This is a genomic window from Pelobacter propionicus DSM 2379 (assembly GCF_000015045.1).
Lineage (GTDB): Bacteria > Desulfobacterota > Desulfuromonadia > Geobacterales > Pseudopelobacteraceae > Pseudopelobacter > Pseudopelobacter propionicus.
In genome coordinates, this window is sequence record NC_008609.1 from 2,685,712 (window position 1) to 2,702,970 (window position 17,259).

15 protein-coding genes are annotated in these 17,259 nt (G+C 59.4%); 4 read left to right on the forward strand and 11 right to left on the reverse strand.

Going from position 1 to position 17,259, the window contains the following annotated elements; genetic code table 11:
• Positions 1-45: 45 nt before the first annotated feature.
• The 4 genes from PPRO_RS12260 to PPRO_RS12275 form a co-directional block, all read right to left on the reverse strand.
• Positions 46-1,407, reverse strand: a complete 1,362-nt coding sequence (locus PPRO_RS12260) for a coproporphyrinogen-III oxidase family protein (RefSeq protein WP_011736341.1) — start codon at positions 1,405-1,407, stop codon at positions 46-48.
• 268 nt (positions 1,408-1,675) lie between these two features.
• Positions 1,676-2,434, reverse strand: a complete 759-nt coding sequence (locus PPRO_RS12265; protein ID WP_011736342.1) for a succinate dehydrogenase/fumarate reductase iron-sulfur subunit — start codon at positions 2,432-2,434, stop codon at positions 1,676-1,678.
• The gene (locus PPRO_RS12270; protein WP_011736343.1) at positions 2,434-4,350 is read right to left on the reverse strand and encodes a fumarate reductase/succinate dehydrogenase flavoprotein subunit; all 1,917 of its coding nucleotides are present in this window, start codon (positions 4,348-4,350) and stop codon (positions 2,434-2,436) included. Before PPRO_RS12270 ends, PPRO_RS12265 begins: the two co-directional genes overlap by 1 nt.
• 9 nt (positions 4,351-4,359) lie before the next feature.
• Entirely contained in the window at positions 4,360-5,025 is a 666-nt protein-coding gene (locus PPRO_RS12275) for a succinate dehydrogenase cytochrome b subunit (RefSeq protein WP_011736344.1), read from the reverse strand.
• A gap of 453 nt (positions 5,026-5,478) precedes the next feature.
• On the opposite strand from PPRO_RS12275, the gene tgt reads away from it, so the two are divergent.
• A complete protein-coding gene (gene tgt / locus PPRO_RS12280) occupies positions 5,479-6,600 on the forward strand; it encodes a tRNA guanosine(34) transglycosylase Tgt (RefSeq protein ID WP_011736345.1) in 1,122 nt (373 codons plus the stop codon).
• A 45-nt stretch (positions 6,601-6,645) separates the two neighbouring features.
• Here tgt and PPRO_RS12285 read toward each other — a convergent pair whose 3' ends face one another.
• Both PPRO_RS12285 and PPRO_RS12290 read right to left on the reverse strand, forming a co-directional pair.
• Positions 6,646-7,098 (reverse strand): tetratricopeptide repeat protein, encoded by a 453-nt coding sequence (locus PPRO_RS12285; protein WP_157040010.1) that lies wholly within the window; start codon positions 7,096-7,098, stop codon positions 6,646-6,648.
• A 58-nt stretch (positions 7,099-7,156) separates the two neighbouring features.
• Entirely contained in the window at positions 7,157-8,476 is a 1,320-nt protein-coding gene (locus PPRO_RS12290; protein WP_011736347.1) for a diguanylate cyclase, read from the reverse strand.
• Between the two features lie 192 nt (positions 8,477-8,668).
• Here PPRO_RS12290 and PPRO_RS12295 point away from each other — a divergent pair, with 192 nt between their 5' ends.
• Entirely contained in the window at positions 8,669-9,583 is a 915-nt protein-coding gene (locus tag PPRO_RS12295; protein WP_011736348.1) for a hypothetical protein, read from the forward strand.
• On the opposite strand, the gene PPRO_RS12300 is transcribed toward PPRO_RS12295, so the two are convergent.
• On the reverse strand, positions 9,572-10,279 hold the full coding sequence (locus PPRO_RS12300; protein WP_011736349.1) for a carbonic anhydrase: 708 nt from the start codon (positions 10,277-10,279) through the stop codon (positions 9,572-9,574). The two genes, PPRO_RS12295 and PPRO_RS12300, sit on opposite strands and share 12 nt — an antisense overlap.
• 147 nt (positions 10,280-10,426) lie before the next feature.
• On the opposite strand from PPRO_RS12300, the gene mazG reads away from it, so the two are divergent.
• The gene (mazG, locus tag PPRO_RS12305; RefSeq protein ID WP_011736350.1) at positions 10,427-11,242 is read left to right on the forward strand and encodes a nucleoside triphosphate pyrophosphohydrolase; all 816 of its coding nucleotides are present in this window, start codon (positions 10,427-10,429) and stop codon (positions 11,240-11,242) included.
• A 390-nt stretch (positions 11,243-11,632) separates the two neighbouring features.
• Here mazG and murJ read toward each other — a convergent pair whose 3' ends face one another.
• A complete protein-coding gene (gene murJ, locus PPRO_RS12310; RefSeq protein ID WP_011736351.1) occupies positions 11,633-13,198 on the reverse strand; it encodes a murein biosynthesis integral membrane protein MurJ in 1,566 nt (521 codons plus the stop codon).
• Between the two features lie 297 nt (positions 13,199-13,495).
• Between murJ and PPRO_RS12315 the strand changes: the two genes are divergently transcribed.
• The gene (locus tag PPRO_RS12315; protein ID WP_011736352.1) at positions 13,496-13,999 is read left to right on the forward strand and encodes a MucR family transcriptional regulator; all 504 of its coding nucleotides are present in this window, start codon (positions 13,496-13,498) and stop codon (positions 13,997-13,999) included.
• Between the two features lie 54 nt (positions 14,000-14,053).
• On the opposite strand, the gene rsmA is transcribed toward PPRO_RS12315, so the two are convergent.
• From rsmA to PPRO_RS12330, 3 genes are read right to left on the reverse strand one after another with little or no spacing between them, the layout of a single operon-like run.
• Positions 14,054-14,869: a 16S rRNA (adenine(1518)-N(6)/adenine(1519)-N(6))-dimethyltransferase RsmA gene (gene rsmA / locus PPRO_RS12320; protein WP_011736353.1), complete on the reverse strand. Its 816-nt coding sequence runs from the start codon at positions 14,867-14,869 to the stop codon at positions 14,054-14,056.
• Positions 14,866-15,888 (reverse strand): tRNA (adenosine(37)-N6)-threonylcarbamoyltransferase complex transferase subunit TsaD, encoded by a 1,023-nt coding sequence (gene tsaD / locus PPRO_RS12325; protein ID WP_011736354.1) that lies wholly within the window; start codon positions 15,886-15,888, stop codon positions 14,866-14,868. Before tsaD ends, rsmA begins: the two co-directional genes overlap by 4 nt.
• A gap of 44 nt (positions 15,889-15,932) precedes the next feature.
• A complete protein-coding gene (locus PPRO_RS12330; RefSeq protein WP_011736355.1) occupies positions 15,933-17,249 on the reverse strand; it encodes a PhoH family protein in 1,317 nt (438 codons plus the stop codon).
• Between the last annotated feature and the right edge of the window lie 10 nt (positions 17,250-17,259).

Here is a 17,259-nt window from a genome sequence, read left to right on the forward strand (position 1 = left end):
GTGTTTCGAGGGCAAAAAGTGGAGGGGGCCGTACGCAGCCAGGAATCAACGACGGAACATGCTGCCGCCTGAATGGGGCGCCCGTACAAGACCGCGTGATTCTTCCTGCAAGGCGCTATCGATAATGCAGTCGCACACATCCTCTACAAAATAGGCGCCCAGCCGGGTCAGACGCAGGGATTCATCCTCCTGGCAGAGACAGCCCAGATCTGCGAGTTTCGAGACAAGTGGGCTGAACACATCCAGGGGACTCTCTCCAAAGCTGGCGTGAAAGCGGCTGATGTCGAGACCACCCTTCAGCTGCAGGCTCAGGATCAGTCTCCGGTACATGCGCTCCCGCCGGGACAACATGATATACCGTCCCACGGGCGGAATCCCCTTATCCACCAGGCGATTGAAGCTGGCCAGTTCTTCGTGGCTGTCAAAGCAGATCGCGGGCGAGTAGGATCTGGTTCTGATACCGAAGGAGATGATCGGCGTTTCCCGCAGCCAGTGATAGCGGTAGGGCCACTGCCGGTCGCAGCTGAAGCGGCCATTCTGTTCGTAGCCCTGACCATCCATCCACTCCTGGGCCATGAACACCATGTCAAAGAGCGTGTCATCGGGAACGATCAGTTCGGGCCGCTGGGTATACAACCGCGCGATCAGGGGATTGACGATTTCGTGCCGGATGTACTCGACGGCGTCGGGGCGGATCTGCTCCAGCATGCGGAGATCCGCCTGTACGCTCTCAATCGACTGACCGGGGAGACCGGTCATCATATCGATGTTGATCATCATGCCGGCCCGCTGCACCGTTTGCACGATGCCCTGAACCTGGCTGGGGGTGTTGTTTCTGTTGCAGAGCTGAAGGATCTGCGGATCGAAGGTCTGGCAGCCCATACTGATGCGGTTGAACCCCATGTCTGCCAGATCGAGGACCCGGGCTTCGTGCTCCATGGTTGCCGGATGGGCTTCCGTGGCAATACTGCAGTCATCGGTCAGGGTAACGCATGCGCGAACCGTATCCATGACTTTCCTGATCTCGCTGTTCGCGAAAGCGGTGGGCGTCCCTCCCCCGAAACAGATGCACTTGGCCTTTTTGCCCTTAAAGAGTCCAAGCCGCTCGTACAGCTCTATCTGCAGAATAAGGCGCCTGAGGTACTCCTGCTGGACCTGGGTATCAACTTTGTGGGGAAAGGAATTACAAAACAAGCATTCTGAAAAGCAGAAGGGAAGATGGATGTACAGCAAAAGTTCAGTTTCAACCATGGCAGCAACGACCGTGTCAATGAACGAGGAAGCCTTCGAAGGCGCCAACATGGTAAAATGCTGGGGAACGAACAGATCTGGCTGGCTTTTCGTATAGTTGCACGAACCGTAGAACAGTTCGTTCCGTATCCTGTCAAGAGCGGCATTTCGCTGCATACATAGTTCCCGTAGAACCGGTGACAAGGCAATCCTGCCATCACCCGTTGCACCTGACTGTAGTGTAAGTCAGTACTTATATTCTTACACAACCTGTCTGTCAATCGCCATGTAGAGGAGGCGCACCACCAGCCGCTGGCAGGGAATTACAGCACGCCTAAGAGCGCTACCGGTTTCCTGTCGTTAAACACTCCAGTTACAGCGCACCACTAAAAAAAAGGGGCAGCCGGATGGCTGCCCCTTTCAACAAAAGACATGCGTGAATTGATCAGGCGAACTGTGCCTTGATGAACTCGCGGTTCATGCGGGCGATAAACTTGACGTTGATCCCCTTCGGGCAGGCAGCCTGGCACTCATAATGGTTGGTGCAGTTACCAAAGCCGCACTCCTTCATGGTTTTGACCAGGGCCTTGACGCGTGTCACAGCCTCACCCTTACCCTGGGGAAGAACCGCGAACTGGGAAACCTTGGCACCGGTGAAGAGCATGGCAGCTCCGTTGGGGCAACCGGCCACGCAGGCGCCGCAACCGATACATTCGGCGGCGTCCATGGACTCGTCAGCGATCGGCTTGGGAATCAGGATGGCATTGCCATCGGGCACGCCGCCGGTGTGGCAGGAGACGTAGGCGCCGGCCTGGACAATGGTATCCAGAGCGGTGCGGTCCACCACCAGGTCCTTGATGATGGGGAACGCGCGGGCACGCCAGGGCTCGATGTAGATGGTGTCGCCATCCTTGAACTTACGCATGTGCAGCTGGCAAACCGTGGTCCGCTCCTGGCCGCCGTGGGCTGCGCCGTTGATGATCTGGGAACACATGCCACAGATGCCTTCGCGGCAGTCGTGGTCAAACGCGATCGGCTCCTTGCCGGCAAGGATCAGATCTTCGTTAACAACGTCGAGCATCTCCAGAAAAGAATGATGTTCAGTGATGTTCTTAGCGGTATAGGTCTCAAACTTTCCCGGATCGCTGGCATCCTTTTGGCGCCACACGATCAGTGTCAGTGTCATTGTCTTGTGATCGCTCATTACTTGTAGCTCCTTATGGCAAGATGTACATTATCAAACTTCAAAGGCTCTTTGTGCAGCTCGGGCTCTTTGCCAACGCCCTTGTACTCCCACGCGCCGACATAGCAGTAGTTGACGTCGTCACGCTGGGCTTCGCCAAGTTCCTGATACTCTTCGCGGAAGTGGCCACCGCAGGATTCGTTGCGGTGCAGGGCATCGCGGCACATGAGCTCGGCGAACTCGAGGAAGTCGGCGGTGCGGCCGGCGTTTTCCAGCTGCTGATTGAAGTCAGCACCGGTACCGGACACCTTGACATTCTTCCAGAACTCTTCGCGCAGTGCAGGAATCTTCTGCAGGTTGGACTCCAGGGATTCCTTGGTGCGAGCCATACCGCAGTTTTCCCACATCAGGGAACCCAGTTCGCGCATAAACTCCGAAGTTGTCTTCTTGCCATTGATGGAGAGGTATTTATTGACGCTGGACTTGACGTCGTCCTCGGCCTTCCTGAACTCGGGATGGTCGGCCTTGATCGTGCCCGGATCCTTGATGCCGGCCAGATAGCCGCCGATGGTGTAAGGAATGACGAAGTAGCCGTCGGCAAGACCCTGCATGAGAGCGGAAGCACCCAGACGGTTGGCGCCGTGCACGGAGAAGTTTGCCTCACCGAGGACGAACAGGCCGGGGATATTGCTCATCAGGTTGTAGTCGACCCACAGGCCGCCCATGGAGTAGTGCGGCGCGGGGTACATACGCATGGGACGCTTGTAACCGTCCTCGTCGGTGATCTTCTCGTACATTTCGAAGAGGTTGCCGTAACGCTCGGCGATCTTCGGCTGGCCGACGCGCTTGATGGAAGCGGCGAAGTCCAGGTACACACCACGGCCGCCGGGGCCGACGCCACGACCGTCGTCGCAGGCTTCCTTGGCGGCGCGGGAGGCGATGTCGCGGGGAGCCAGGTTACCGAATGAGGGGTACTTGCGCTCCAGGTAGTAGTCACGGGCATCTTCCGGGATCTCGTTGGGATGCTTGCCGCAGTCCTCTTTCTTCTTGGGAACCCAGCAGCGTCCGTCGTTACGCAGCGACTCGGACATCAGGGTCAGCTTGGACTGGTAGTCGCCGGCCTGGGGGATACAGGTCGGGTGAATCTGGGTGTAGCAGGGGTTGGCGAAGAAGGCGCCCTTCTTGTGTGCCTTCCAGATGGCGGTAACCGAGCAGCCCATGGCGTTGGTGGAGAGGTAGAATACGTTGACGTAGCCACCGGTTGCCAAACAGACGGCATCGGCTGCATAGCTTTCGATCTCGCCGGTGATCAGGTTGCGGACGGTAATACCGCGGGCAACGCCGTCAACCACCACCAGATCGAGCATTTCGCGGCGGTTGTACATCTTGACCGTACCGGCGTTGATCTGGCGGGACAGGGCGGTGTAGGCGCCCAGGAGGAGCTGCTGACCGGTCTGGCCACGGGCGTAGAAGGTACGGGAAACCTGGGCGCCACCGAAGGAGCGGTTATCCAGGTAGCCGGCATAGTCGCGGGCAAAGGGAACGCCTTGGGCGACGCACTGGTCGATGATGTTGTTGGACACCTGGGCCAGACGCCAGACGTCGGCTTCACGGGCGCGGAAGTCGCCCCCCTTGATGGTGTCGTAGAACAGCCGGTAGATGGAGTCACCGTCATTGGGATAGTTCTTGGCAGCGTTGATACCACCCTGTGCGGCGATGGAGTGCGCGCGGCGAGGGGAATCCTGATAACAGAAGGCCTGAACATTGTAGCCCAGTTCACCGAGCGAAGCGGCGGCGGCGCCACCGGCCAGACCGGTACCGACCACGATGACGTTATATTTACGCTTATTGGCAGGATTGACCAGCTTCAGATCGAAGCGGTGCTTGTCCCAGGTTTGCTGAATAGGTCCAGTAGGACATTTTCCATCAAGTATCACGGTAACCCCCTATTTCAAGATATTGAGAAAGATCGACAGCGGAACGGAAACATACCCCAGGAACAGCACGAGTGCCACGACCGTACCAGCCTTCACAATCGTGGGCATGGATTTGTCGCTGGTAATGCCAAACGTCTGGAAGAGGCTCTGGATGCCATGGGAGATGTGCAGGAACAGGGTCGCCATTGCACCGACATAGACCACGGCGATAATGATATTCTTGAACGCGGAAACGATCATGGCAAAGACGTCAACGGTTCCGTGGGGATCCATCACCAGTTCCATTCCCGGAACCATTTTTGCCGTGAAGTGCAGCAGATGGAAGACGATGAAGATCAGCAGAATCAGACCGGTCCAGATCATGTTTTCGCTGGCAAAGGTCGTTTTCTTGGTGGCTTTGACGGCATAGGCCTGCTGACGGCAGTCGCGGTTCTCAACGGTCAGCTGGATGCCGTAGTAGATGTGCACGGCGGCAATGACCAGCATGACGGCCCTGAAGGCGTACACCATCGGAGGAAAGGCATGGAGGTGGTGGGCATAGGCGTTAACGCCCCCGGGAATCCATCCGAAGATGGTCGTGTTGCCGATCAGGTGGATCACTGCGAACAACACCAGACAGAGGCCGGTGATTGCCATCAGGATCTTTTTGCCGATAGACGTGGTAAAAAGTTGCATATCTATCCTTCCTTTACACATGTAGTGAACTGCATTGAATATTTACGGAGACTAAAACAACGGGCGGTGAAACATCGAAAAAAGCTTGCCAGGGGGGCCACGCCAGCGCGTTCTGGTGACAATCTGCATACCATCCTCCTTCTGAGATTATGTTCCATAAGGCAATCTATTGACGTATGGGTATGTCGCTTCTTCCCCCTGCTCATTAATTTTGCGTATCTTAGACGTACTCATATTAAATTGCAACATTTTTATGTAAAACACGCTCAAATAAAAAACCCTGAAATATCAAATAACTACAACAGAAACACTCGCTTTGATTGCAATTGGGGCCGCATTCTGCTAGAGACGTTACTCTGATCCTGTACGGTTGTTTGCTGAAAATCAAATAATTAACAAAAGCTACTCAACAAAAACAGTGCGCCAGATTGGCGCGTTACCGGAGCAATGCACGTGGAATTTAAGCTGATCAAAAAAGACAAACAGAGTTCCGCCCGCCTGGGCGTCGTTACGACGGGTCGGGGAGAGATCCAGACCCCCATCTTCATGCCGGTGGCCACCCACGGCGCCATGAAACCGCTCACACCGGCCCAGATCACCGAGACCGGCGCCCAGATCATCCTCAGCAACACCTACCACCTGCACCTGCAACCGGGCGAGGGGCTGGTGAAGAAGGCGGGGGGGCTGCACAAGTTCATGGCATGGGACAAACCGATTCTCACCGATTCGGGCGGTTTTCAGGTCTTCTCGCTCCCCAACAAGCGCATAACCGATGAAGGGGTCTTTTTCCGCCACGAGGTAACCGGCGACGAGATCTACCTGGATCCGGCCTCTGCCACCCGCATCCAGCAGGATCTGGGCGCCGACATCATCATGGCCTTCGACGAATGCATCCCCTACCCCTGCGAGCGCCAGTATGCCGAACAGTCCACGAAAAAGACCATTCGCTGGCTGAAGGAGTGCCAGAGAGCCATGACCGACAACGGCCAGGCCCTGTTCGGTATCGTGCAGGGGAGTGTGTTCGAGGATCTGCGGGCTTACTGCGCCAGGGAGATGCGCGCCCTGGACCTTCCCGGTTACGCCATCGGCGGGGTCAGTGTGGGCGAGGGACTGGAGCTCCTGAAAAAGGTGGTCGCATGGACGGCTCCCCACCTGCCTGAGGACAAGCCGCGCTACCTGATGGGGGTGGGACTGCCGGAGGACATCCTGGAAAGCGTGGAGCGGGGCATCGACATGTTCGACTGCGTGATACCGACCCGCTATGCCCGCAGTGCCACCCTCTTCACCAGGCGGGGCAAGATCAGACTAACCAACAAGAACTACAAGCGGGACTTCTTCCCCGTGGACCCCTCGTGCACCTGCTATACCTGCGGCAACTTCACCCGCGCCTACCTGCACCACCTCTTTGTTTCCAACGAGGTACTCTCCGCGGTGCTTTCCGCCATCCACAACGTCCACTTCTACCTGAACATGATGGCGGAAATCCGCACAGCCATCGCCGACAACCGTTTCATGGAGTACAAGAGTCGCTTCCTGGCCGAATATCTGGAGGGAAACCGGCGCACCAAGCAGTAACCTCCCCTGCGCGGTTCCAGGTTCACGCCTCATGGCGCACCCTGTTCAGCGCTTGATCTTCTGGTCCAGTTCAATGTCCAGGAGTTTCAGGCGTTCGATGGTCTGGCGCAGTTCGCGATTGTCGCGGCTGAGGGAGAGGTTGTGGTCCCGCAGGTTTTTCAGCTCCTTCTGCCTGTCGCGGGGGACCCTGACCCCTGCCAGGTACTCCGCCAGGGGCGCGGCCTGGCGCGTCCAGGCGCTGAAGGGGAATTCGCTCTCCAGGCGCTCCAGCAGGGACTGCGCCTGGGCGGCCACTTTTCCGGTTTCATCCCGCGTGCTCAAAAGCGCAAGGCGGAACAGCGCCTCATCGGTAATGCCGGAGATGGGGCTCAAGGCCACAACCCGTTCCAGCAGCTCCCGGGCCTGCTGTTCCCTGCCTCCCTTCAGGTGTTCCAGGGCGCCGGCAAAGGAGCGTTCCTGCAAGCTGACAACCGGCGCGGAAGGAAGTGGCTGTTTCACGGCCGCGCACCCCCCCAGCAGGAAAAGAACCACCACCAGCCATACTGTCACGACAGAATCAGACCTCACAGGCACCCGCCTCCCGAACGATAATGTAATTGCTCCCCTTTGCTTCCTTGACGCGATCCTTGACCGCGGCCGCGGCCGTGGCGATCTCCGCGGCAGAGGAAAACCTGCCCGGCTGGCAGTCCATCGCGGCAATGGATATGGATATGAGCGGAAAATTGCGCGGCACACCATAGCGATCAACCCCCTGGATGAAGCCGGCGGCCCGATCCTCGTCGGAGTAGTAGGCAGGAATCATGGCGTCGATATCGTGAATGATCGACGTGCAGGCGGCTTTCACCAACCTGGAGCCGATGATCACCACGAAATCGTCGCCGCCGATGTGCCCGACAAAGGCATCGGGATCACCCAGGCGCCTGACCGCGTCATGGATCACCCTGCCCGCATCCCTGATCAGGTCGCTGGCCTTGATATAGCCGTAGCGGTCGTTATAGGACTTAAAGTTATCCAGATCCAGGTAACACATGGCAAAGGCAGCCCCTTCGCGCAGACGGCGGTTTATGGAGCGTTCGATGGCGATGTTGCCCGGCAGCCGGGTCAGGGGGCTGGCATCCAGACAGACCTGTTCAAGATCCTTGAGCCGCCTGGCCATGGCCATGAAGTCCCTGGACAGATCGCCGATCTCGTCCCCCGCCGGAATCCGCGGGTCGTAGTCAAACTCACCGGCAGCGATGCGGTGGGTAGCTGTTTTCAGTTTTCTGATTGAACTGGCAAAGGAGTAGATCATCAGGCCGGCGATCAGCAGCGAGAGGGAGGCGCCGCCAATGGCGAACCCCAGGGACCAGGAGACGGTGGCAGCCACTTTTTCGTCGGAACTGCGCAGCTTCTCCTCCAGGGAGTGGAGCTGGTCCTGGCGGATGCGCCCGATGCTGTCATCTATCTGCGCAACCACCCGTTTCATGGCGCGCGCATCCACCGCGCCGCCGGCAAAAAGCCGGCCGGTCAACCGCGAATACCTGGCGTACTGTTTTTCCAGCAGGGAGATGTTGTTTCCGGGATAGACCTGTTTCAGCGAAGTCAGCGCCCCCCGGAACTTTTCAGCGTTCTGGTCGTAAAGGGTCTTGAATTCACCCTGGGGAAGGATCTGGTAGCGGCCGGCATAGCGCTGCTGGGCCAGCATCATCTCGCGCAGGGAAACGGTCAGGGTGGCGGCGGTCAGGTCGTTGCGGGCGATTTCCGTTTCCATCCTGTGCATGGCCCCCAGACCGTTGACGGAATAGTACAGGGCAGCCATCATGCAGCTCACGCTGATGAAAAAACTGAGCACCAGCTTGGCCAGCAGGGTCAAACGGGGTATGGGTAGCAGTGGCATGGGGAGTACTCCCGTTGGATACATGAAAATCGGTTCGTCGGCATGGTAGTACAGACGGAAGCCGGATGCAACTCGATTGGGCGCACTAGAGCGCGGAGACGAAAGCGCTAAATCATTGCAAAGCGTTTCCGGTGAGGCTATACAGATCAGTGCATCAACGCGCACACCAATCAGCAAAGGACTAAAACCGCCATGCCCGCCCCCTCCCGTCGTTTCCCTTATCCGCTCCGCCATGCCCTGCTTCTGGTCCTGTTCGCCCTCCCCGCCCACGCGGTGGAGAACGGCTGCGGCCCCCTGACCCCCTGCGAGGAACAGCTTGTGTCCCTCCAGCAGGATAACGCGCTGCTGGGTACGAAAATCAGGCAGCTGGAGACGGTGGCCGGCATACCGGCCAGCCGCCTGCACCAGCGAAAGATCCAGAGACTGCATGAGCTCGCCGCCGATGTCAGGACGCAACGCCAGAGCATGGGCGACTTTCAGGGCTTCGTGACCTGGATGAGCTCCAACCTGGCCGGCTACAACCGGTACATCCAGGCCGGCTCCTATGCCGCCGTGGTGGGGCGGATGCTGCCCATCCCCTATGCAGGCCAGGTGGCCATCTTTACCAAGTTCGCGGCCCAGTTCACCGTGGAATTGAACGCCTCCTCCAAGGCCATCGGCAACTACCTTGACTCTTCCCGGAAATTCATCGCCATGACCGACCGACTGAACGTCTCCGCAGCAGAGGATGATAGGCTGGTGAGCGAGGCGGCCCGTTTCGCCGACAGCCAGCTGCTGAAAGACATGAACGCCGCGCAGACGCGACTGGCCGCCGTATCCGACCTCTCCTCCGGCGCCCTGTCCTTCCTGGGCAGCCTTAACCACTATGCCAGCAGCACTGACGAGTACATGAACCGGGCCAGGGGGATGTTCAGCAAGGGAGTGGACACGAAGGAGAAGAGTTTTATCACGGAGAGCACCGGCAATCTCAAGGCCCGGGCCGACCGCTTCAACGCCAGACTGAGCCATTTCGAGGAGCTGGGCAAAAAAGAAACCGCCAGCGTCAAGGCGCTGGCGGTGTATGACGAGCTGGAACGGGAAGCCCGAAACAGCAGGTTACTTAAATAAGCTCACCACGCCGTCGTCCAGATCGTACTTGGCGACCACGATTTTAAGCTTCTTCTCCGCCACCAGATGCTTGAGAATTTTAGAGTTTTTGGTCAGGCTGGCGGCAACGTTCTTGGCGTTTATGTCAGCGGCGCACTCGACCAGTTCGCTCTTGTTGGTGCTGTGACACTTTTTGTGGGCGGTCTTGACCGCGGGGTCGATGGTTTTGACAATGGCGTCAATGTTGCTGCTGCCGGTGGTCTTGCCCTTGGCATCGACGGTGGCGGTTACGGCGCCGCAGCGCTCATGGCCCAGAACCATTACCAGCGGCGATCCCAGGTGTTCTGCTGCATACTCGATGCTTCCCAGAATGATCGGGTCGGGCACGTTGCCGGCAACGCGGATGACGAAAATTTCGCCCAATCCCTTGTCAAAGATGACTTCGGGCGGAACCCGCGAGTCCGAGCAGGTGAGTATCACCGCGTACGGTTTCTGGGACTTGGCCAGGCTGGCGCGCGTAGCCTGGTCGCTGCGTTGCGTGACGGTCATCCGGTTCTCCACGTAGCTCTTGTTGCCATCCATCAGCTTTTGCAGCGCCTGGTCGGGCGTCAGAGACGATTCACTGCTGCTGGCGAAACCGGCTGACGCCACACCCGCCGCAAGCGCCATGACACCGAGAATTGTCGCAATTTTACCCATAACAGTCTTTTTCAGCATTACCCTTCTCCCTTCGATTAGTTTTGCACTAATGTAAATATCCTGATGCTGCTGTCAACAACTTTTTGTTATTACACGACTTACCCCGGACCGCTCCAGGGGGGTGAGACGGTTCCAAACCATCCGAACACGAGGAGAAAACAGACCGTGAAACCAGAACAAAAAAACTTCGAGGATCTCGTCCAGATCATGCGCCGCCTGCGCGGACCGGGGGGGTGCCCCTGGGACGCTGAACAGACCCACGAGAGCCTGACCCGCTACCTGCTGGAGGAGGCCTACGAAGTAATCGAGGCGATCGAGGCCCACTCGGTTGATCACCTTAAGGAGGAACTGGGCGATCTGCTGCTCCAGCCGGTCTTCCACGCCGCCATCGCCGAGGAAACCGGCGCCTTCACCATCCAGGATGTCATCCAGACCCTGTGCGACAAGCTGGTCCGCCGCCATCCCCACGTCTTCGGCGACATGGAGATCAGCGACAGCAGCGCCCAGGTGGAGAACTGGGAGCGGATCAAGAAGGCGGAAAAGGGCACCGAGCGTCCTTCCGCCCTCTCCGGCGTGCCGCCGCAGCTCCCGGCGCTGCTGAAAGCCCAGAAGATCAGCGAGAAGGCCTCCCGGGTGGGGTTTGACTGGGAGCATGTGGATCAGGTGATGGCCAAGGTGGTGGAGGAGCTGCACGAGTTCGAGGAAGCCATGGCCGCCAACGACAACGAACAGATGGAGGCGGAACTGGGAGATCTGCTGTTCGCCATCGTCAACCTGGGGCGTTTCCTCGCCATCAACCCGGAGGAGGCGCTGCGCAAGACCATCAACCGCTTCCGGAACAGGTTCAACTACGTGGAGGAACGTCTCGTGGCACAGGGGAGACAGATGAGCAGCACGCCGCTGGAGGAGATGGACCTGCTCTGGGAGGAGGCAAAGGAGCGGGAGACAGGGTTCTCAACAGCGTCCGTCACAAAAATGTGACGCGATTACAGGCAGGTGAAGGCTTATCAACAAAAACTGGGGAAAACATGTTGATAACCGTGTGGATGAATTGCGGAAGTGACGCCTCCGCAACGTTTTTCCCCGCTTTGCCTTATTTTTAAACACTGATTTTTTACCATAAAATCAGACAGTTAAGTCGTTTGTCGGGATTCCGGGCAGTTAGCGACCATTCACATCCCGAAGGCAGTCAGGTTTGTTTATCGTGCCAAGTCGGCCTGTTAATAACCATCTTTTTTTCAGAAAAAAGTTATCCGTATAAAATCAACGGTTTCCCCCAGAACCTTTTTTCCCGGCACTCCACCTGGCGAGGGGGAACGCACGCATGCGCCACGCGGATCGCCCCCCCCCAGTGAGACGATGCCAGCACTCCTAGCGACCCAGTTTCTTTTTGACCAGCCCCACGGCATCCAGCACCTCGCCGGAACGGAGCAGACGGGCGCAGGCAAGGTACACCGCCATGCCCACCGCGATGGCGACTCCCAAAACAGCCCCCTTGTACAGTTTGTGGCCTGCCTGGGACCACTCCACGAAACCGCACAGATACCAGACAACGGCTGCCATGGGAAGTGACGCCAGCAGGGATTTCAGCCCGCAGGCCATGATCCCCCGGCCGCCGAAGGGACCGACCCTGCGCCGCAGATACCAGAGCAGAAGCAGCATGTTGCCCAGGGCCGACAGGGATGTTGCCAGGGCCAACCCCGCATGTTTGAGCGGTCCCATCAACGCCAGACTGAGGGCCAGGTTGAGCAGAAAGGTCAACAGGGCGACCCAGACCGGTGTCCTGGTATCCCTGAGGGCGTAGAAGGCCGGGGCCAGAATGCGGGTCATGGCCACGAAGGAGAGCCCCAGGGAGTAGCAGATCAGCGCCTGGGACGAGTTGAGCGCCTTGGCGTAGTCGAAGGCCCCCCCCATGAAGAGCAGGGTGAAGATGGGGGTGGAGCAGACCATCAGCCCCGCCATGGCCGGAATGGTGACGAACAGCGTCAGGCGCAGGCCGAAGGAGAGCGATTCCCGCATGCCGGCCATATCCCCCCCGGCCACCTGCCTGCTCATGGAGGGAAGCACGGCCTGGGCCACGGAGACGGTGAAGACCCCCTGGGGGAACTCGAACAGCCGCTGGGCATAGTAGAGGTAGGAGACGCTCCCCTGGGGGAGCAGCGAGGCCAGGATGGCGCTGACGGTGATATTCAGGTAGTAGACCCCCACCCCCAGCACGGAGGGAAGCATCAAGAGGGCGATGCGGCGCACCGGGGGAGAGCTAAAATCGAAGCGCAGACGCAGGGGAAACCCCTTCTTCCACAGCACCGGCAACTGCAGGGCCAGTTGCGCCACGCCGCCGATCAGCACGCCCATGGCCAGGGCGGTCACCGGAATCTGGAAAAAACCGCGCAGAAGGAGCGCGGCCAGGATCATGGAGAGGTTCAGGAAAACCGTCGATATGGCCGGGGTGAAAAAGTGGCGGATGGTATTGAGCACTCCCATGCAGAGCGCCACCAGGCTGATGAAGAAGATGTAGGGGAACATGATCCGGTTGAGCAGCACAGTCAGCTGGAATTTCCCCGGCACGTCCTGAAAGCCGGGGAACATCAGGCCGACGATGTAGGGCGAGAAGATGATACCGGCCAGGGTGACGCCTGCCATGATCATGGTCAGCAGGGTAAAGCAGGTATTGGCCAGCTCCCGTGCCCGTTCCTCTCCCTGCTGGGTCAGCGTCTGGGACAAGGTGGGCACGAATGCCGAGGTAAGCGCCCCCTCGGCGAAGAAACGGCGCAGCATGTTGGGGATCTGGAAGGCGGCGAAAAAGGCGTCGGTGCCGAAGCCCGCCCCGAACAGCCGCGACACGACCATGTCCCGCACCATGCCCATGATGCGGGAGAGCATGGTGGCGGAGCCGAGCACGCCGGCAGCTTTTACGATATGTGTGCGTTCTGACATACAGCAGTTCATTCCTTTACATATGTAGCAACAGGGGTGTGGTCATTGTTGGCTTTCATGCCTGGTATGAAGTGACGTGTTTGTCATGACGTGCCTTGGGGTATCGGGCAACAAACCGAACCAAAGTCCTGTCCCTCATGTCAAGCGCACTGGTTGTGATACGATAACCAGCTGGTCGCCATGACAGTAACTGACCAGATATATGCCATAACATCGGCGTTCATGACAAATATTACTTGCTTAAACTTGTTACTTCATGGTTATATCCGAAAAACTGATTCATATACAGGAGGAACTATGACCACATCACTCGTTGAACTTACCGCAAACATTGTCTCGGCACACGCCTCGGGTTCCCAGTTGTCACGCGATGAACTGATTCAGGAGATCAACACCGTTTTTACCGCCCTGAAGCAACTTGAAAGCGGCACTCCTGCCACGGAAGTCGAGACCGCACCCGCCGCACCCGCCATGAGCCTCAAGAAAGCTTTCCAGAACGACCAGGTAAGCTGCATGATTTGCGGCAAGTCCGGCTTCAAAACCCTGACCAGACACCTGAAGCAGGCCCACAATCTCAAGCCGGGACAGTACCGCAAACAGTTCAACATCCCCTCAACCCAGTCGCTGACCGCCAAGAACTACTCCGAGGCCCGCCGTCAGGCAGCCACCGAGAACAACCTGGCCGCCAACCTGGAAAAGGCCCGCGCCGTCAGGGCAGCCAACAAGGCCGCGGCCAAACCGAAGAAGGGCGGCAGGGGAGCCAAAGCAGAGGCCGCGAAAAAGCAGGCACCCCAGGAGTAACCCTCCGCACACGAAAACAAGCGACCATAAAAAAACCGCCCGAAGGCGGTTTTTTTATGCCCTGTAGCCTGACAGATGGCGCGAGAGGCGGGCAAACTCCTCCAGGGAGAGCGTCTCCCCCCTGCGCCGGCCATCGATTCCGCAGCTCTCCAGAAGTTCGGCCACGCCATCGGGAGCAACCAGTTCCCCCCGCTTGAGGCAGTTGAAGAGCGTCTTCCTGCGGGTGGCGAAGGCGCACTTGACCACCCTTCGAAAGATCTCCTCGTCGCCCACCTGGGCGCGGGGGGCATCAAGGGGCGTAAAGCTCAGCACCACCGAGTCGACCCTGGGGCGGGGATGGAAACAGCCGGGCGGGACCACGAACTCGCGGCGGATGTCGAACCAGAGCCCCAGGATCACCGTCGTCACCCCGTAGTCGGAGCAGTCAGGCAGGGCGGTCAGGCGGTCCCCCACCTCTTTCTGCAGCATGAGCAGCATGCGCGACAGCCGGGAGCGCAGCTCCAGGAAGCGGAACAGCACCTGGGTGGAGATGTTGTAGGGGAGGTTGGCGACCACCTTCCAGCGTTTGTCACCGTCTTCCAGCAACGCCTCCAGGTCCACCGCCAGGATATCGCCATCAATCACCCGCACCCGTTGATTCTCCCGGTAGCGCTCGGACAGCTCGTCAGCCAGGGCATGGTCATACTCAACCAGCAGCAGCCGGGCCACGCGTTCGGACAGATGGGCGGTCAGGGCGCCCCGTCCCGGCCCCACCTCCAGAACCTGGTCGTCCGGCTCCAGGGCCGCGCCGCGGATGATCCGCTCCACAATATTCCGGTCCACCAGGAAGTTCTGCCCCAGAGACTTGAGGGGCCGCCGTCCACTGCTCATGACCGCCCCTCCCCCACCCGGTCCATGTCCCAGGTGGCGGTGACATCCATGCTCAGCTCCGAGGCATGGCCCTGCTCCAGGTAGTGGTTTCCCGGAACCGCCAGCATGGCGGCATTGTCGCCGCACAGTGCCGGAGCCGGGATACGCAGGTCAATGGAGAGCCCGGAGGCCAGGGCCTGCATGCTCCGCCTGAGGCCGCTGTTGCAGGCCACTCCGCCGGCAACCACAAGACGCGTCACCCCGGTCCGTTCCAGGGCGGCAGCGGTCTTGGCAACCAGCACATCGCAGACCGCCTGCTGGAACGAGGCGCACAGGTCGTTGGCCTCGGCACCGGGAATACTGACCGGATGCTTGGTGATGCGGTTCAGCATGGCGGTCTTGAGGCCGCTGAAACTGAAATTCAGGCCGCCATCGGCCAAGAGCGGCCGGGGAAGCCGAATTGCCCCGGGGCTCCCCTCTTGCGCCATGGCGTCTATCCTGGCCCCGCCGGGATAGGGGAGCCCCATGATCTTGGCCGACTTGTCGAAGGCCTCGCCTGCCGCGTCATCAAGGGTTCTTCCCAGGGTGCGGTAGCGGCCGAATCCCTCCACCAGGTAGAGGTGGGTGTGGCCGCCCGACACCACCAGCGCCAGAAAGGGGAACTCCACCGGTCGCTCCAGGAAGGGGGCGAAGAGGTGCCCCTCGATGTGGTGCACCCCCACGAAGGGTATGCCGCGGGCGCAGGCGATGGCCTTGGCGGCCGAGAGCCCCACAAGCAGCGCCCCGGACAGTCCCGGGCCGCGGGTAACCGCCACCCCCTGGATATCGCCGAAGCTGACGCCGGCCTCGGCCAGGGCTTGGGAAATCACCGGAGAGATCATCTCCAGATGCTTGCGGGAGGCGATCTCCGGCACGACCCCGCCATATTCGGCGTGGATGGCCACCTGGGAGGAGACCACCGAGGAGAGTATGCGGCGGCCGCCATCCACCAGTGCGGCGGCGGTTTCATCGCAGGATGTTTCAATGGCAAGAACGAGCATTCGGATGACCTTCTATTACCTATTACAGATAAGGGGTACAGGGTTCAGAGCAGGTTTGCCGCCAGCTCGGCCAGTTCCGAGCGCTCTCCCCTGGTGAGGGTCACATGGGCCGCGATCTTTTCCCCCCTGAACTTCTCCACCAGATAGGTGAGCCCGTTGCTGGAGGAATCCACGTAGGGGTTGTCGATCTGGTAGGGGTCGCCGGTGAGGATGATCTTGGTCCCCTCCCCCACCCTGGTGACGATGGTCTTGATCTCGTGGGGGGTCAGGTTCTGGGCCTCGTCGACGATCAGGTACTGGTTGGGGATGGAGCGGCCGCGGATGTAGGTCAACGGCTCGATATCCAGAAGCCCCATGGCCATCAGCTCCTTGTACCCCTTGCTGTGGCGTTTCTCAGCCTCGTGACCGGAGATCAAAAGTTCCACGTTATCGAAAATCGGCTGCATCCAGGGGGTCAGCTTCTCCTCGATATCGCCGGGCAGGAAGCCCAGGTCCTTGCCCATGGGAAAAACCGGCCGTGATACCAGCAGGCGGTTGTACACGTTGTCCTCGGCCACCTTGTGCAGACCGGCGGCGATGGCCAAGAGCGTCTTGCCGGTGCCGGCCTTGCCCACCAGGGTCACCAGCTTGATGGTGTCATCCATGAGAACGTCCAGGGCAAAGGACTGCTCGCGGTTGCGTGGGTGCAGGCTCCAGATTCCTTCCTTGGGCACCTTACGCACCGGCACGATGCGGGAGCTGGCGACGTCGAAGCGGCAGGCGGCGCTGTGGGCGGGGTTGGCGCTGTCGCTGATCATGATGAATTCATTGGGCGCCAGTCCCCCGGGCGCATCAAGCCACCCCTGCCCATGGAAGCGATCGATGGCCTCCGCCGACATCTCGATGCCGCGGGTTCCCGAGTAGAGGTCCTGGATATCCACCTTGTCAGACTCGTAGTCCTCGGCCATCACGCCGATGGCATCGGCCTTGATGCGCAGGTTGGTGTCCTTTGTCACGAAGATCAGCTGATGATCCGGGAGACGGTCGCGCAGACTGAGCGCCATACCCAGGATGCGGTTGTCGCCACTCTGGCCGCGCAACTCCACCGGCAGGTCCAGGAAATACTTCTCCGAGAACATCTCCACCCTGAGTGTGCCTCCCTCCGGCAGAACGATGCCGGCGGACAGGGAGCCCTTCTCGCGCATGGCGTCAAGGATGCGCGAAATCTGGCGGGCATTGCGACCGGTTTCGTTGGAGTCTTTCTTGAAGCGGTCCACCTCCTCGATGACCGTGATCGGGATGATGATGTTGTTCTCCTGGAACTTGAACAGCGCCTGGGGATCGTGCAGCAGCACATTGGTGTCAAGGATGAAGTTTTTCATGCAGACCTTT

What these genes read in the sequence shown, in the direction of transcription:
- PPRO_RS12260 (WP_011736341.1), bottom strand. Translation starts at nt 1,407, where the DNA reads ATGCAGCGAAATGCCGCTCTTGACAGGATACGGAACGAACTGTTCTAC.
- PPRO_RS12265 (WP_011736342.1), bottom strand. Translation starts at nt 2,434, where the DNA reads ATGAGCGATCACAAGACAATGACACTGACACTGATCGTGTGGCGCCAA.
- PPRO_RS12275 (WP_011736344.1), bottom strand. Translation starts at nt 5,025, where the DNA reads ATGCAACTTTTTACCACGTCTATCGGCAAAAAGATCCTGATGGCAATC.
- PPRO_RS12290 (WP_011736347.1), bottom strand. Translation starts at nt 8,476, where the DNA reads ATGCCACTGCTACCCATACCCCGTTTGACCCTGCTGGCCAAGCTGGTG.
- PPRO_RS12295 (WP_011736348.1), top strand. Translation starts at nt 8,669, where the DNA reads ATGCCCGCCCCCTCCCGTCGTTTCCCTTATCCGCTCCGCCATGCCCTG.
- PPRO_RS12300 (WP_011736349.1), bottom strand. Translation starts at nt 10,279, where the DNA reads ATGCTGAAAAAGACTGTTATGGGTAAAATTGCGACAATTCTCGGTGTC.
- murJ (WP_011736351.1), bottom strand. Translation starts at nt 13,198, where the DNA reads ATGTCAGAACGCACACATATCGTAAAAGCTGCCGGCGTGCTCGGCTCC.
- PPRO_RS12315 (WP_011736352.1), top strand. Translation starts at nt 13,496, where the DNA reads ATGACCACATCACTCGTTGAACTTACCGCAAACATTGTCTCGGCACAC.
- rsmA (WP_011736353.1), bottom strand. Translation starts at nt 14,869, where the DNA reads ATGAGCAGTGGACGGCGGCCCCTCAAGTCTCTGGGGCAGAACTTCCTG.
- tsaD (WP_011736354.1), bottom strand. Translation starts at nt 15,888, where the DNA reads ATGCTCGTTCTTGCCATTGAAACATCCTGCGATGAAACCGCCGCCGCA.
- PPRO_RS12330 (WP_011736355.1), bottom strand. Translation starts at nt 17,249, where the DNA reads ATGAAAAACTTCATCCTTGACACCAATGTGCTGCTGCACGATCCCCAG.